Source organism: Vibrio sp. A11, assembly GCF_013048705.1.
GTDB classification, from domain to species: Bacteria; Pseudomonadota; Gammaproteobacteria; order Enterobacterales; family Vibrionaceae; genus Vibrio; species Vibrio metschnikovii.
Map to the genome: position 1 here is coordinate 75,438 of NZ_VHSI01000010.1, position 14,015 is coordinate 89,452.

General features: G+C 45.0%; 11 protein-coding genes. 2 read left to right on the forward strand and 9 right to left on the reverse strand.

The genetic code is table 11. From position 1 onward, the window contains the following. Positions 1-9: 9 nt before the first annotated feature. The 9 genes from bamA to rpsB all read right to left on the reverse strand — a co-directional run bounded on the left by bamA (position 10) and on the right by rpsB (position 9,978). Positions 10-2,415 carry an outer membrane protein assembly factor BamA gene (bamA, locus tag FKQ60_RS11835; RefSeq protein ID WP_170906549.1) on the reverse strand — a complete coding sequence of 802 codons (2,406 nt, stop codon included), beginning with the start codon at positions 2,413-2,415 and terminating at the stop codon, positions 10-12. A 48-nt stretch (positions 2,416-2,463) separates the two neighbouring features. Then, positions 2,464-3,819, reverse strand: coding sequence for a sigma E protease regulator RseP (rseP, locus tag FKQ60_RS11840; RefSeq protein ID WP_170906550.1), 1,356 nt, complete (start codon positions 3,817-3,819; stop codon positions 2,464-2,466). After that, on the reverse strand, positions 3,816-5,024 hold the full coding sequence (ispC, locus tag FKQ60_RS11845) for a 1-deoxy-D-xylulose-5-phosphate reductoisomerase (protein WP_158144763.1): 1,209 nt from the start codon (positions 5,022-5,024) through the stop codon (positions 3,816-3,818). Before ispC ends, rseP begins: the two co-directional genes overlap by 4 nt. Positions 5,025-5,072: 48 nt before the next feature. Beyond that, positions 5,073-5,915: a phosphatidate cytidylyltransferase gene (locus tag FKQ60_RS11850; protein ID WP_154170335.1), complete on the reverse strand. Its 843-nt coding sequence runs from the start codon at positions 5,913-5,915 to the stop codon at positions 5,073-5,075. A gap of 16 nt (positions 5,916-5,931) precedes the next feature. Beyond that, the gene (gene uppS / locus FKQ60_RS11855) at positions 5,932-6,684 is read right to left on the reverse strand and encodes a polyprenyl diphosphate synthase (RefSeq protein WP_040904722.1); all 753 of its coding nucleotides are present in this window, start codon (positions 6,682-6,684) and stop codon (positions 5,932-5,934) included. A 92-nt stretch (positions 6,685-6,776) separates the two neighbouring features. Continuing rightward, positions 6,777-7,334 carry a ribosome recycling factor gene (gene frr, locus FKQ60_RS11860; RefSeq protein ID WP_004394659.1) on the reverse strand — a complete coding sequence of 186 codons (558 nt, stop codon included), beginning with the start codon at positions 7,332-7,334 and terminating at the stop codon, positions 6,777-6,779. A 36-nt stretch (positions 7,335-7,370) separates the two neighbouring features. Then, positions 7,371-8,102: a UMP kinase gene (gene pyrH, locus FKQ60_RS11865; RefSeq protein WP_004394658.1), complete on the reverse strand. Its 732-nt coding sequence runs from the start codon at positions 8,100-8,102 to the stop codon at positions 7,371-7,373. A 182-nt stretch (positions 8,103-8,284) separates the two neighbouring features. Further along, on the reverse strand, positions 8,285-9,127 hold the full coding sequence (tsf, locus tag FKQ60_RS11870; RefSeq protein ID WP_004394657.1) for a translation elongation factor Ts: 843 nt from the start codon (positions 9,125-9,127) through the stop codon (positions 8,285-8,287). 122 nt (positions 9,128-9,249) lie between these two features. Continuing rightward, on the reverse strand, positions 9,250-9,978 hold the full coding sequence (gene rpsB / locus FKQ60_RS11875) for a 30S ribosomal protein S2 (protein WP_004394656.1): 729 nt from the start codon (positions 9,976-9,978) through the stop codon (positions 9,250-9,252). Between the two features lie 423 nt (positions 9,979-10,401). Here rpsB and map point away from each other — a divergent pair, with 423 nt between their 5' ends. Next, the gene (map, locus tag FKQ60_RS11880; RefSeq protein ID WP_170906551.1) at positions 10,402-11,244 is read left to right on the forward strand and encodes a type I methionyl aminopeptidase; all 843 of its coding nucleotides are present in this window, start codon (positions 10,402-10,404) and stop codon (positions 11,242-11,244) included. 101 nt (positions 11,245-11,345) lie between these two features. Then, complete coding sequence (glnD, locus tag FKQ60_RS11885) at positions 11,346-13,991, forward strand: bifunctional uridylyltransferase/uridylyl-removing protein GlnD (protein WP_158138812.1); 2,646 nt, start codon at positions 11,346-11,348, stop codon at positions 13,989-13,991. The last annotated feature ends 24 nt before the right edge of the window (positions 13,992-14,015 follow it).

Sequence of the window (14,015 nt, forward strand, 5' to 3'; positions counted from 1 at the left end):
TTCCTCTATTTAGAAGGTTCGTCCGATAGTAAAAGTGAAGAACTCTTCATTATCACCATCGTATTTTTTAATAGGTTTCGCCAACGAAAAGACTAAGGGCCCCATCGGTGACATCCATTGCAGTGCGACACCATAAGATGCGCGATATTTGCTTGGGTCGGAGTAATCGTAGTAGTACTGATTACCAAAAGAGGCATTAGAGCGATAATCAAACTCAGTATCCCATACACTAGCGACATCAACAAAAACACTGGTGCGGACTTGACTACGTGCTTCATCGGATGCGAAAGGCGTCGGCACAATTAATTCTAAGCTGGCCAGGGCAATTGCGTTACCACCGACTGAATCTTTGGTCGCCGTATCTTGACCATTGCTTGAGCTAGAGTAGTCTCGATATACCGCTTTAGGACCCGCCGAGTTAGAGCCAAACCCACGTAAGGTGGTAAAACCACCGGCATAAAAGTTTTCATAAAACGGATAGAGGTTATCTTTACCGTCCGTTTGACCATAACCGTTACCATAACCCAAACGACCACGCAGTAGCAGAGTAAACTCATGTTTTCTGGTTAATGGGAAGTACTGACGCACATCGTATTGGAGCTTGAAAAACTGTGCATCGGACCCCGGAGTGGTCATTTTCGCAAACGCACGCTGATGGTTACCGGCGGTTGGGAAAAAACCTCGGTTAAGGTTATTTCGAGTCCAAGCAACGTTGACATCAAAATCATCGGTGATCAACTCTTTCGGATCACAATCACCCAAGTTGCACAGGAACTGCTCAACTTGTAAATAAGGCGATAAGTTACCAATTTTGTTATGGGTATAGCCAACACCGAATTCAAAACGATTGAGTTCATCAAACGGGAATCCCCAAGTCAAACTGGTGCCATAACTTTGGTTGGTATAATCGACAATCCCTGCTTCTGAAGCTTCAAACTTGTTGTAGAAAACGCGGCCGCCAAGACTTACACCATCAATGTTCCAATAAGGATCACGGTATTCAAGTGTAATATTTTGTTGATAGTCGTTAGTGGTTGCTGTGACACCGACACGGTTACCGGTTCCTAAGAAGTTATCTTGGGTTAATCCGACGGTAAAACTCACCCCCGATTCGGTACCATAACCAACACCAAAGTTAATACTTCCCGAGTTAGCCTCTTTGACGGTATAGACCAAATCAACTTGATCGTCTGAACCAGGAACACGAACCGTTTGTACATCAACCGTTTCAAAAAAGCCCAAGCGGTTTAAGCGCGTTTTTCCGGTATCAATCGCACGCGAATTCAACCAACTGCCTTCCATTTGACGCATTTCGCGGCGTAGGACTTCATCACGAGTGGCGTTGTTACCGATAAAACGAATATCACGGACATAAATACGTTTACCGGCTTCAACATGCACGATGAGAGAAACTTGTTGGGTTTCATCATCAAACTCCGGAATGGTCCGGACTTGAGGATAGGCATAACCGGCTTCACCTAGGACGCGTTTGACACTTTCTTCCAATTGCGTCACCGCCGAGCCCTGATAAGTCTCGCCTAACTCAAAGGGAACCTGAGCCTTAAACTCATCTTCTTTGCCAATCAACTCACCGCGAAATTGAACCTCTTTTACCGTATACGGTAAACCTTCATTCAGATTCAAGGTGATGTAGACACCTTTTTTATCTGGAGAGATAGAAACGTGGGTCGATTCAACTTGGAACTTCAAATAGCCTCGGTCCAAGTAAAAAGTACGTAGTGCTTCAATATCTGCTGCTAGTACCTGCTTTTGATACTTATCATCAGAGAGGAAGTTCCACCACGATAGATCGACATTCAGGTTGAAGCGAGATAAAAGATCTTCATTACTGAACACTTCATTACCGATAAAGTTAATCTGTTGAATTTTTGCCGAAACACCCTCGGTAAAAATAAACTTCAAATCAGCTCGATTGCGCGGTAAAGGCGTAACCACTGCTTTTACGCTGGCGTTATATTTACCGACGCTGTAATAAAAATCTTCTAAGCCTTTTTCGATATTGCTCAGTTTAGTACGATCCAAAGCCTCACCAACTCGAATACCAGAAGCTTCAAGATTTTGTTGCAGTTGCTCTTGTTTAATCGCTTTGTTGCCAGAGAAAGAGACACTCGCAATGGTTGGACGCTCTTGAACTTGTACGATCAACGCGGAACCATCTCGCAGAACTTTTACGTTTTCAAAGTTACCCGAGGCATACAACGCTTGGATAATTTGTGCAACATCTTGAGAATCAACGGTATCGCCAATTCGTACAGGCATTCTCAATAACGCAGCCCCGAGAGCCACTCGCTGCAGTCCTTGAATCTGAATGTCCTGCACTACAAAATTTTCGGCACCACTAACGGATACGCTTGTTGCGAGCAGTGTCGCGAACAGGATTTTTTTCATCGCCATATTTGTTTTAGTTAGTCCTTACTACAACCATTGCCTAATGCGAATCAATCACAGGCGAGTAAAATCGTTAAATATCGCTACCGCCATTAAGGAGAAAATGATCACTCCTCCGAGTCGATAGCCAATTTCTTGTATTTTTTCCGGAACAGGGCGTCGAATCACCGCTTCAATCGCGAAGAACAGTAAGTGCCCACCATCAAGCATTGGCAGAGGAACCAAATTAATAATCCCCAAGTTTATACTGATCAAGGCCAAGAAACCGAGAAAATAAACTAAGCCATAATCAGCCGTTGTCCCAGCCCCTTTAGCAATAGAGATCGGCCCACTAAGATTATTCAGTCCCACATCACCGACAATCAGCTTTTTCAGCATACTGATGGTTAAGTCGATCACTTGGCCTGTCTTTGCAAACGCTTTACCGATCGAGTCGATCACGCCAAACTGTAACTCAAAGCGATACCCCGGCGGCCATTCAGCCATTTGCGGAGCGATACCAGCAAACCCTATCGTTTGTCCAGATACGCTTCGTGCATCAGGAACCAAAGTAAGCGTTAACCGTTGCCGATCACGTTCAATCCCTATCTCTAACGTTTGATTAGGATGTGCCTGAATCTCCGTCACCGCCTGTTGCCAAGAGGAAACCGCTTGACCGTTAATGTGCGTTAAGCGATCGCCTACTTGCAGTCCCGCTTTAGCTCCAGCACTACCAGCAGAAATCGTCGCTAATACCGTCGATACTTCAGGTACAAAAGGTTTAAATCCTAGCGCTCCCATAGCAGACTCTGTTTCTGGGTTAAAGTTCCATGACGCTAGGTCAAAAGTCTTGATTTGCTCGATGCCAATGTCATCTGGAGAAGCGACTGTCAAGGTTAGGCTCTGGTTACCAATATGGCGAATTAATCCCATATTGACTGACTCCCAATCCAGCGTCTTCACGCCTGATACGGCCTTAATTTCCATACCAGGCTTTACTCCGGCCTCTGCAGCAATCGAGTATGGCGCGACGTCACCAATCACCGGTTTGACCGCAGGTACACCAATAATAAAAACCAACCAGTAAGCGAAAAGAGCGAACAAAAAGTTAAAAGCTGGCCCCGCAGCAACAATCGCTGTGCGTTGCCATAATGATTTTTTATCAAAAGCGAATGGATACTGCTCGCGGGGAATATCGTCTACTCGGCTATCGAGCATTTTGACGTAGCCACCGAGTGGAACAACCGAAATACTGTACTCCGTTCCGTCTTTACCCATACGTTTCCAAATCGCTCGTCCAAAGCCAATTGAAAACTTTTCTACTTTAACGCCGCACTTTCTTGCCACCCAAAAATGCCCGTACTCATGGACGGCGACTAAAATGCCTAAGGCGACAATAAAGGCAACGAAGTTCCATAAAATGCCACTCATAACATACGCTCTTTCAAGTGTTGATTAGCCAGACTGCGCGCCATTGTATCTAGCTCGAGTAGGCTTTCCAAGTGATAGGAATGTAACGGACTGTTTGCCCCGCACACGGTCGACAATACCTTTTCATTAATCACAGCAATATCAGTAAAACGAATCTGCCCTCGTAAAAAGGCCTCAACGGCCACTTCATTCGCCGCATTGAGCGACGTAGTGGCATGCTGGCCGAGATAACACGCGTCTATCGCCAATTGCAAACAAGGGTAACGCTGATAATCAACCTCCATAAAGGTCAACTCACTCAAACGAGTAAAGTCTAGCGGTTCAACGCCTGCACTGACCCGCTGAGGATAGGCCAGCGTTTGTGCAATCGGCGTCGCCATATCTGGCTCGCCGAGCTGTGCAATCACCGAACCATCCCGATATTGGACCATTGAATGGATCACTGATTGAGGGTGGATCAAAACCTTAAGCTGTTCACGAGACGCGTTAAATAGCCACTTAGCCTCAATATACTCAAGCCCTTTGTTCATCATGGTTGCAGAATCAACCGATATTTTGGGCCCCATCGACCAATTAGGGTGAGCAATCGCTTGTTCTGGAGTCACTTGAGCTAAAGTCTCAATATCGGCATAACGAAATGGCCCGCCGGACCCCGTCAGCAGAATATGGGAAACGCCCTGTTCTTGTAAATTACAGCGTCCGAGCTGAGTTTGAATATCAACGGGTAAACATTGAAAAATCGCATTATGTTCACTGTCGACGGGCAATAATTCAGCCCCATAGTGCTCAACCGCATCAATAAACAACTGCCCAGACATGACCAAGGCTTCTTTGTTGGCTAAGAGAACTCGCTTCCCGGCTTTAACCGCGGCCATCGTCGGTAACAGACCTGCAGCACCGACAATCGCCGCCATCACAGTATCAACATCATCGCTAGCAGCAACATGACACATTGCCTCTTGGCCATACAACACTTCGGTTGGCAGTGAAAGTCCAGCTAATTGGGAGGATAACAACTGTGCCGCTTGTGGCGTCGCCATTACGGCATACTTAGGTCGCCATGTTTGGCAAAGCTCGCGCATTTTGTTGACATTACTACCCGCCACCAAAGCAACCACACTAAAGTGATCAGGATTCTCGGCCACCACTTTAAGGGTGCTCGCACCAATAGAGCCAGTGGCTCCGAGAATGGTTAATTTACGCATCACAAAAACCGTCATGGTTTATGCTGATGAAGGCGTGCTTCACCAGCATTAAAATAAGAAATAGCATAAAGCAAATACAGGGAAAGCAGCCGTCAGACTATCCACTCGGTCTAAAATACCACCGTGACCAGGAATGATTTTACTGCTGTCTTTAATGCCAGATACCCGCTTAAACATACTTTCCACCAAATCGCCCAAGACTGAGATCACTACGGTAACCAAAATGGTCAATAGCATGATAGTGGTAGACGCAAATTGAATATTAAACCAACTGGCGCATAACCAACCCACCAACATGGCAGCAATAACCCCACCGACTAAGCCTTCAATAGTTTTATTCGGACTGACAGCTGGAGCCATTTTACGCTTGCCAAAACTTTTGCCGGAAAAGTAAGCCCCACTGTCCGCGGCCCACACAATCAAACAGACATAAAGTACCAATTTCGCCCCGTGATAACTGTCGGAGACAATATGTTCAGAGCGTAAAAAAATCACACTCCAAAAAAAAGGCAATAATGTCAGCACGCCAAAGAGATGACGCACAGCATTGGAATTTTCCCAGCAAGCTCGTGATTTAGGATAGGTAATGGCTAAACCACTAGCGACAATCCACCATAGTGAGCCGATCACTAAGATGCCATAATGCATCGGTTGCAAGGCACTTAATACCGAAAGCTGAGGTACAAGCAACCAATAACTTATTGCACCAACCACCAGACCGGGTAATAAGGCAAGATAACGAGAGGAAGAAGAAACGAATTGCGTCCATTCCCATAAGCCCAATAACGTTACTACGCCCAACGCCAAAATAAAGCCAGATTGCGGGAGCCAAAAAATGCCAGCAATCACTAAAGGGGCAAGTAAAAGCGCAGTAATAATTCTTTGCTTCAAACTGAGAAGTCCTATTTTATGGTGTCATTAACGCTTTGACTTGCTCACCGGTACAACCAAATCGGCGCTCACGATTAACAAACCAAGTCACAGCTTCAATTAAACTTTCTTCACCAAACTCAGGCCAATAAACAGGAGTAAAATACATTTCTGCATAAGCCAACTGCCAAAGAAGGAAGTTACTGATCCGGCATTCACCACTGGTGCGAATCAGTAAATCCACTTCAGGAAGATCAGCCATCGTTAAATGTTCAGCGATCAATGTCTCGTTAATATCCGTGACACTGAGTTCATCACGACTGATTTTAAGAGCAATATGGCGCATCGCCTGAGTGATATCCCATTTTCCACCGTAATTCGCCGCAATATTAATCACCATGCCCGTATTATGCTGAGTCAGCGCTTCAGCTTGGGCGATTTTACTTTGTAACCGCTCACTGAATCGACTGGTATCACCAATAATACGTAAACGCAGGTTATTTTTGTGCAGTTTTTTGACCTCGGTCGATAAGACACGAAGAAATAACTCCATCAACACGCCGACCTCTTCCTCAGGACGTCGCCAATTTTCACTGCTAAAGGCAAATAAAGTCACGGCTCTGATCCCCAGTTTTGCTGCGGTAGAAACCGTTTTACGCACCGCAGCAACCCCGTTTTTGTGACCAAAGATCCGAGGTTTACCTTGTGCTTTTGCCCAACGACCATTGCCATCCATAATAATGGCGATATGCTGAGGGAGAACATCTAACGAGAGCTGCGAATTTTGCATAGAAACGTAATAAAGAAAAAAGATGGTGAAGAGTAGCATAAAAAAACGCTGTGCTGTGAGCACAGCGTTTTCCTGTTAGGGTTTTGTAGAAATTAAACTTCCATGAGTTCTTTTTCTTTAACCGCTAAGATGTCATCAATTTTCTTGACAGCCGCATCGGTCAGTTTTTGAATTTCATCTTGAGCCTTACGCTCTTCATCTTCTGAAATTTCTTTATCTTTCAATAACGCTTTTAGATCGTTGTTGGCGTCACGACGAATATTGCGCACGGCTACTCGACCACCTTCCGCTTCACCACGGACGATTTTAACAAGATCACGGCGACGCTCTTCCGTTAATGGTGGCAGTGGAACACGAATCACGGTTCCTGCTGACATTGGGTTTAACCCTAAATCAGACATAAGAATCGCTTTTTCAACTTTTGGCGTAAGTTCTTTATCAAATACCGTAATCGCTAATGTACGTGCATCTTCAGCAATCACGTTGGCAATTTGGCTTAGAGGTGTTGACGCACCGTAGTACTCAACAGAGAGGCCAGATAGTAGGCTTGGGTGAGCGCGACCAGTACGAATCTTTGATAGATTGTTCTTTAGCGCTTCTACACTTTTATCCATACGCTCTTGAGCGTCTTTTTTGATCTCATTAATCACAATATCACCTTAATTCTTATTTCATTTCGAGAGTGATTATACAGCGGAGCTGATCAGCGTACCTTCCGCTTCACCCATAACCACACGGCGTAATGCGCCAGGCTTGTTCATATTAAAGACACGGATTGGCATGTTGTGATCGCGAGCCAGAGTAAAGGCCGCCAAATCCATCACTTTAAGTTCTTTATCCAGTACATCGTTGTAACCCAGCTTATCATACAGTTGCGCATCTGGATTGGCTACAGGGTCAGCACTGTAGACGCCGTCTACTTTTGTCGCTTTGAGAACCACGTCAGCTTCAATTTCGATACCACGTAAACAAGCGGCAGAATCGGTTGTGAAAAACGGGTTACCCGTACCAGCAGAAAAAATTACTACACGACCTTGACGTAATTGACTGATCGCGTCAGCCCAATTGTAGTCGTCACATACCCCTTTAAGTGGGATAGCAGACATCACGCGCGCATTCACGTAAGCTCGATGTAGGGCGTCACGCATCGCAAGGCCATTCATCACTGTCGCCAACATGCCCATATGGTCACCCACAACACGGTTCATTCCCGCTGCCGCTAAGCCTGCACCACGGAATAAGTTGCCACCACCAATGACGACACCCACTTGAACACCTAATTCGACCAATTCTTTTACTTCTTGTGCCATACGATCAAGCACGGTCGGATCGATACCAAAACCTTCTTCACCTTGAAGCGCTTCACCGCTCAATTTTAATAAAATACGTTGATATGCGGGTTTAGGGTTTGTTGTCATGGACTTTACCTTTCAAAAAGTATCGTTAGTTAACAGTCATAAATAAACTTACTGCGTAAATGTATTGATGATCATTACCATCGTGAGTTCGAAAACCGCTCTCTTTAACCGTCGAGGGAGTGATATTCGTAAAAAGACCGCAGCCATGGCCACGGTCTTTATCTTGGTCATCAAAAAGGCAATTAACCTTTCTGAGCCATAGCCACTTCTTCAGCGAAGCTCAGGCCTTCTTGTTTTTCGATACCTTCACCTACTTCTAGGCGAACGAAAGTCGATACTGAAGCGCCTTTCTCTTTCAAAATTTCACCAACAGTTTTCTTTGGCTCCATAACGAAAGGTTGACCAGTTAGAGAAACTTCACCGGTGAATTTCTTCATACGGCCTTCAACCATTTTCTCTGCGATCTCTTTTGGCTTGCCTTCGTTCATTGCGATTTCAACTTGAACTTCACGCTCTTTCGCAACAACATCAGCCGGTACATCTTCAGGATTAACGTATTCAGGGCGAGAAGCCGCTACGTGCATCGCGATGTGTTTTAGAGTTTCTGCATCGGCATCACCAGCAACCACAACACCAATACGAGAACCATGGCTGTATGCAGCCAAAGCTTTACCTTCAGCGTATTGAACGCGACGGATATTGATGTTTTCGCCGATTTTAGCAATAAGAGTAACACGAGCATCTTCAAACTGTGCTTGTAGCTCTTCTAGGCTTAGTTTTGATGCTAACGCTGCTTCAGCGACTTCGTTAGCGAATGCTAGGAAGTTGCCATCTTTAGCAACGAAATCGGTTTGACAGTTGATTTCAACCAAAGCGGCAGAACCTTCTGCTTCTTTGATGATGATCGCGCCTTCAGCAGCGATATTACCTGCTTTTTTAGCCGCTTTTGCAGCACCGCTTTTACGCATATTTTCGATGGCAAGTTCGATGTCACCGTTGGTTTCAACGAGTGCTTTCTTACATTCCATCATACCTGCGCCAGTACGTTCACGCAGTTCTTTTACTAGAGCAGCAGTAACAGCCATTCTCTATTCCTCAGTTGATTCAGGATTAAAAATTGGGGGCCTAATGATTTGGCCCCCAATACTAACTATGACTTAGCCCATGTAGTATTCTACAGAAGGCTAAGTAAGACTAAGAGCCGCTATTATTCCGCTTCTACAAAGCCGTCTTTTTCAGCAACTGCCGCTACGTCTTTGTTACGACCTTCGTTTACTGATTCAGCTGCAGCGTTCAGGTATAGTTGAACGGCACGGATCGCATCGTCGTTACCTGGGATGATGTAATCAATACCATCTGGGTTAGAGTTAGTATCAACAACAGCAAACACTGGAATGCCTAGGTTGTTTGCTTCTTTAACTGCAATGTGCTCGTGATCAGCGTCGATAACGAATAGAGCGTCAGGTAAACCGCCCATGTCTTTGATACCACCAAGAGATTTCTCAAGCTTGTCCATTTCACGAGTACGCATTAGCGCTTCTTTCTTGGTTAGCTTGTCGAAAGTGCCATCAGTCGCTTGAACTTCAAGTTCTTTTAGACGCTTGATTGATTGACGAACGGTTTTCCAGTTAGTTAGCATACCACCTAACCAACGGTTGTTTACGTAGTATTGATTGCTTGCAATCGCTGCTTCTTTTACTGCTTCAGAGGCTGCGCGCTTAGTACCTACGAAAAGTACTTTACCTTTTTTGTCGCCGATTTTCACTAGCTCAGCCAGTGCTTCGTTGAACATTGGTACGGTTTTTTCTAGGTTGATGATATGAACTTTGTTACGAGCGCCAAAAATGAATGGTTTCATTTTTGGGTTCCAGTAACGAGTCTGGTGACCGAAGTGAACACCAGCTTTTAGCATATCGCGCATTGATACAGTTGCCATGAAATAATCCTCTATGGGGTTAGGCCTCCACATCCCCCATGTCTCCGACTCCTCAACGTTTATAACGCAGGAAGCACCCCGGAACATGTGTCGGAATGTGTGTGATTTAAAGATAAATGTGTGTGGACTCGGGCAGTTTCGCCGTTACGAAGAAATCAGGCCGATGTTCCGGCGCGTTTTATATCATATTTAGCACTAATCTGACTAGCAAAAATTGTGGCGTAGGCGCTTGGATTGAACCAGCGAGAGCGATGATGAGCAAGAAAATCCATCTTACTATTGATCATCAGGAGATGCGTCATTTAACCTAGCTAACCATCGCGCTTAATCATTCTTATTTACACCGCTTCTTGCGCTTCCTTTTCTCACTGTTACAATATTGCGATTAGCACCCAGTGCCTAAAATTTGAATAGAGAAAGCCGATGTCTGTAAAAATTAAAAATGCTCAAGAAATAGGAAAAATGCGTGTAGCGGGGCGATTGGCTGCGCAAGTTTTAGAAATGATTGAACCTCACGTCAAAGCTGGCGTGACCACTGAACACCTTAACCAACTTTGCCACGATTATATTACCGAAGTTCAAGGCGCTATTCCTGCCCCTCTTAACTATCATGGCTTTCCAAAATCGATTTGCACATCGATTAACCATATCGTGTGCCATGGTATTCCGGCTGAACAAGACTCGCAATTTGGTCAACTGCTTCGCCCTGCCGTCTTAAAAGAGGGTGACATTATGAACATCGATATTACCGTCATTAAAGATGGTTATCATGGTGATACCTCAAAGATGTTCTTAATTGGTGATGTGCAGCCAGCCGACAAACGTTTATGTCTAGTCGCTCAAGAGTGTCTCTATTTGGCCTTAAAAAAAGTGAAACCAGGCGTACAACTCGGCGAAATTGGTACCGCGATAGAGAAATACATCAAAACCAATAATAAAAATAACCCGCGTTCAAAATTCTCGATTGTTCGTGACTACTGTGGTCATGGTATCGGTGCAGAGTTTCATGAAGAGCCACAAGTAGTGCACTACAAAAATAGTGACCGCACACTGCTTCGTGAAGGGATGATTTTTACCATTGAGCCGATGATCAATGCGGGTAAATTTGGTTGTCGCTTGGATGATGAAGATAACTGGACCGTCTATACCGCCGATAGTAAGAACTCGGCTCAATGGGAGCACACCATTTTGGTTACCGCAGATGGCTGTGAAATTCTCACGCTACGTAAAGAAGAGACCATCCCACGTATTTTCCACAATGTTTAATCCTGCCCGATAGTCGGTAAAGGGAGCTTGAGCTCAGCGCTTGATTTCTGTTAGATTGAGCATTCACACTGAGTTCACTCCCTGGCATGGACCGCACTGTTATGGCTTATTTATCCCCGCTGAATTACACCGATCAACAGCTCACGGTTGAGCAATTAAAACAGCAACTCGACCTTTTTTCTGCCTACCAGCGCCAAGCGTTTCTCTCTCGCCATCCGGTCAGTGATCTCGTGGTTGGCCGTGCCGATTATATGGATATGCTCCTGAATCGTCTTTGGCAATATTTTGGGTTTGATAAACTCAATGACCTCTGTCTGGCCGCTGTTGGCGGATACGGAAGAGCTGAATTACATCCCTTATCAGATATTGATATCTTAGTCGTCTCTACGACCCGATTAGCCGATGATATTGGCAGTAAAGTCAGCCAATTCATTACCTTATTATGGGACTTGCGCCTAGAAGTCGGCCATGCTGTACGTACTGTAGAAGAGTGTATTGAGATTGGTAAAGCGGATTTAACCGTGGCCACCAATTTGCAAGAGGCACGCTTGTTGTGCGGCAGTGACCGTATTTTCCAACGTTTACAATCAGCCATTCATAGCGAATCTTTTTGGCCAAGTGAATGCTTCTATCAAGCTAAAATAAAAGAGCAACGTGAACGCCATGCTCGATACCACGATACGGCCTATAATCTTGAGCCCGACATTAAATCAACGCCTGGCGGTCTAAGAGATATTCATACCTTAAGCTGGGTTGCTCGTCGCCACTTTGGGGCGACATCACTGTATGAAATGAGCCGCTTCGGCTTTCTTACTGACGCTGAATTTCGTGAACTGGCCGAATGCCAAGATTTTTTGTGGCGAGTTCGCTTCGCTCTGCATCTTGAACTAAAACGTTATGACAATCGACTCGGTTTTGCTCATCAAGCTCAAGTCGCCGAACATCTTGGATTTACTGGCGAAGGCAACCGAGCGGTCGAAAAAATGATGAAGGAGTTCTATCGCACCTTACGCCGCGTATCTGAACTCAATAAAATGCTCTTGAAGTTGTTTGATCAAGCGATCTTAAACCGTGGTGAAGAGATCAAAGCCGAGATGATTAATCACGACTTTCAGCGTCGTGGTTCATTAATTGAAGCTCGAAAGCCCGCTCTATTTCAAGCTCGACCTGAAACCATTCTCGATATGTTTTTGCTCATGGCCAATGACTCGAGCATTGATGGGGTTGCCCCTTCTACGATGCGCCAATTAAGAACCGCACGGCGACGATTGAACAAATTTTTGCATACGATTCCTGCTGCGCGTGAAAAGTTTCTCGCGCTAACCCGTCACCCTAATGCGCTTCACAAAGCGTTTGGACAAATGCATAAATTGGGCGTATTGGCCGCTTATTTACCGCAATGGAGTCAGATAGTTGGGCAGATGCAATTTGACTTGTTTCATGTCTATACCGTTGATGAGCACAGCATTCGTCTACTAAAACATATCCATCTGTTTAATGACCCAAAAAACCATCAACGTCATCCTATTTGCTGTGAGATTTTCCCGAAAATACAAAAAAAAGAACTGCTGATCCTCGCGGCCATTTTCCATGATATTGCCAAAGGTCGCGGCGGCGATCATTCAGAAATAGGTGCGAGTGAAGCTTACGATTTTTGTATCGAACACGGCCTCTCTAAGCCAGAAGCAAAACTGGTGGCTTGGTTAGTCCAAAATCACTTATTAATGTCCGTCACCGCTCAACGGCGCGATATTTATGATCCAGACGTGATCATCGAATTTGCTAAAAAAGTCCGCGATGAAGAGTATCTGGAATACTTGGTCTGTTTAACGGTGGCTGATATTTGCGCCACTAATCCAGACCTATGGAACAGTTGGAAACGAACCTTACTGGCGGAACTCTTTTACTCAACGCAAAGAGCATTAAGACGCGGGCTTGAACACCCTGTTGATGTTCGAGAACGAATTCGTCATAACCAACAAATGGCGTCGGCACAGCTACGTAAAGAAGGCTTCCATAGCCGTGAAATCGAGCAATTGTGGCAACGATTTAAAGCCGATTACTTTTTACGCCATACTCACAAACAAATAGCATGGCATGGTATGCACATTTTAACGCACTCATCACCTACTGAACCTTTGGTCTTAATCAGTAAAAAAGCCACGCGCGGTGGTACCGAAGTGTTTGTGTATACCAAAGATCAGCCCGCATTGTTTGCAACCGTGGTCGCCGAATTAGACCGTCGAAACCTGAATGTTCATGACGCGCAAATCATGACCAGTAAAGACGGCTATGTTTTAGATACCTTTATGGTCTTAGATCACAACGGCCAAGCAATTGAAGAAAACCGTCATCATGCGTTAATTAAGCATTTAAGCCATGTATTGACCGATGGCCGTCCAACGAGACTCAAAACACGCCGCATCCCACGTAATCTGCAACATTTCACGGTTCGAACTCAGGTAGATTTTTTACCAACAAAAAGCAAAAAACGCACCTTAATGGAGCTGGTTGCTCTCGATACTCCTGGATTACTGGCCACCATAGGAGCGACGTTTGCCGAATTAAACTTAGATTTACATGGGGCAAAAATTACTACCTTAGGGGAGCGCGCAGAAGACTTATTTATTTTAACCAATCAACAAGGGGCTAAACTCACAGACCAAGAGCAAAGTACCCTACGTGAACGATTAATTGATACTATTGCTCAGCTCTCTTCTTCTCACCAAGAAGCTTTATCGCCTTAATCACTCAAAACAATGCAGAGGATG

Coding starts and splice junctions, on each gene's coding strand:
- bamA (WP_170906549.1), bottom strand. CDS start 2,415: ATGGCGATGAAAAAAATCCTGTTCGCGACACTGCTCGCAACAAGCGTA.
- rseP (WP_170906550.1), bottom strand. CDS start 3,819: ATGAGTGGCATTTTATGGAACTTCGTTGCCTTTATTGTCGCCTTAGGC.
- ispC (WP_158144763.1), bottom strand. CDS start 5,024: ATGCGTAAATTAACCATTCTCGGAGCCACTGGCTCTATTGGTGCGAGC.
- uppS (WP_040904722.1), bottom strand. CDS start 6,684: ATGCAAAATTCGCAGCTCTCGTTAGATGTTCTCCCTCAGCATATCGCC.
- pyrH (WP_004394658.1), bottom strand. CDS start 8,102: ATGACAACAAACCCTAAACCCGCATATCAACGTATTTTATTAAAATTG.
- tsf (WP_004394657.1), bottom strand. CDS start 9,127: ATGGCTGTTACTGCTGCTCTAGTAAAAGAACTGCGTGAACGTACTGGC.
- rpsB (WP_004394656.1), bottom strand. CDS start 9,978: ATGGCAACTGTATCAATGCGCGATATGCTAAAAGCTGGTGTTCACTTC.
- map (WP_170906551.1), top strand. CDS start 10,402: ATGTCTGTAAAAATTAAAAATGCTCAAGAAATAGGAAAAATGCGTGTA.
- glnD (WP_158138812.1), top strand. CDS start 11,346: ATGGCTTATTTATCCCCGCTGAATTACACCGATCAACAGCTCACGGTT.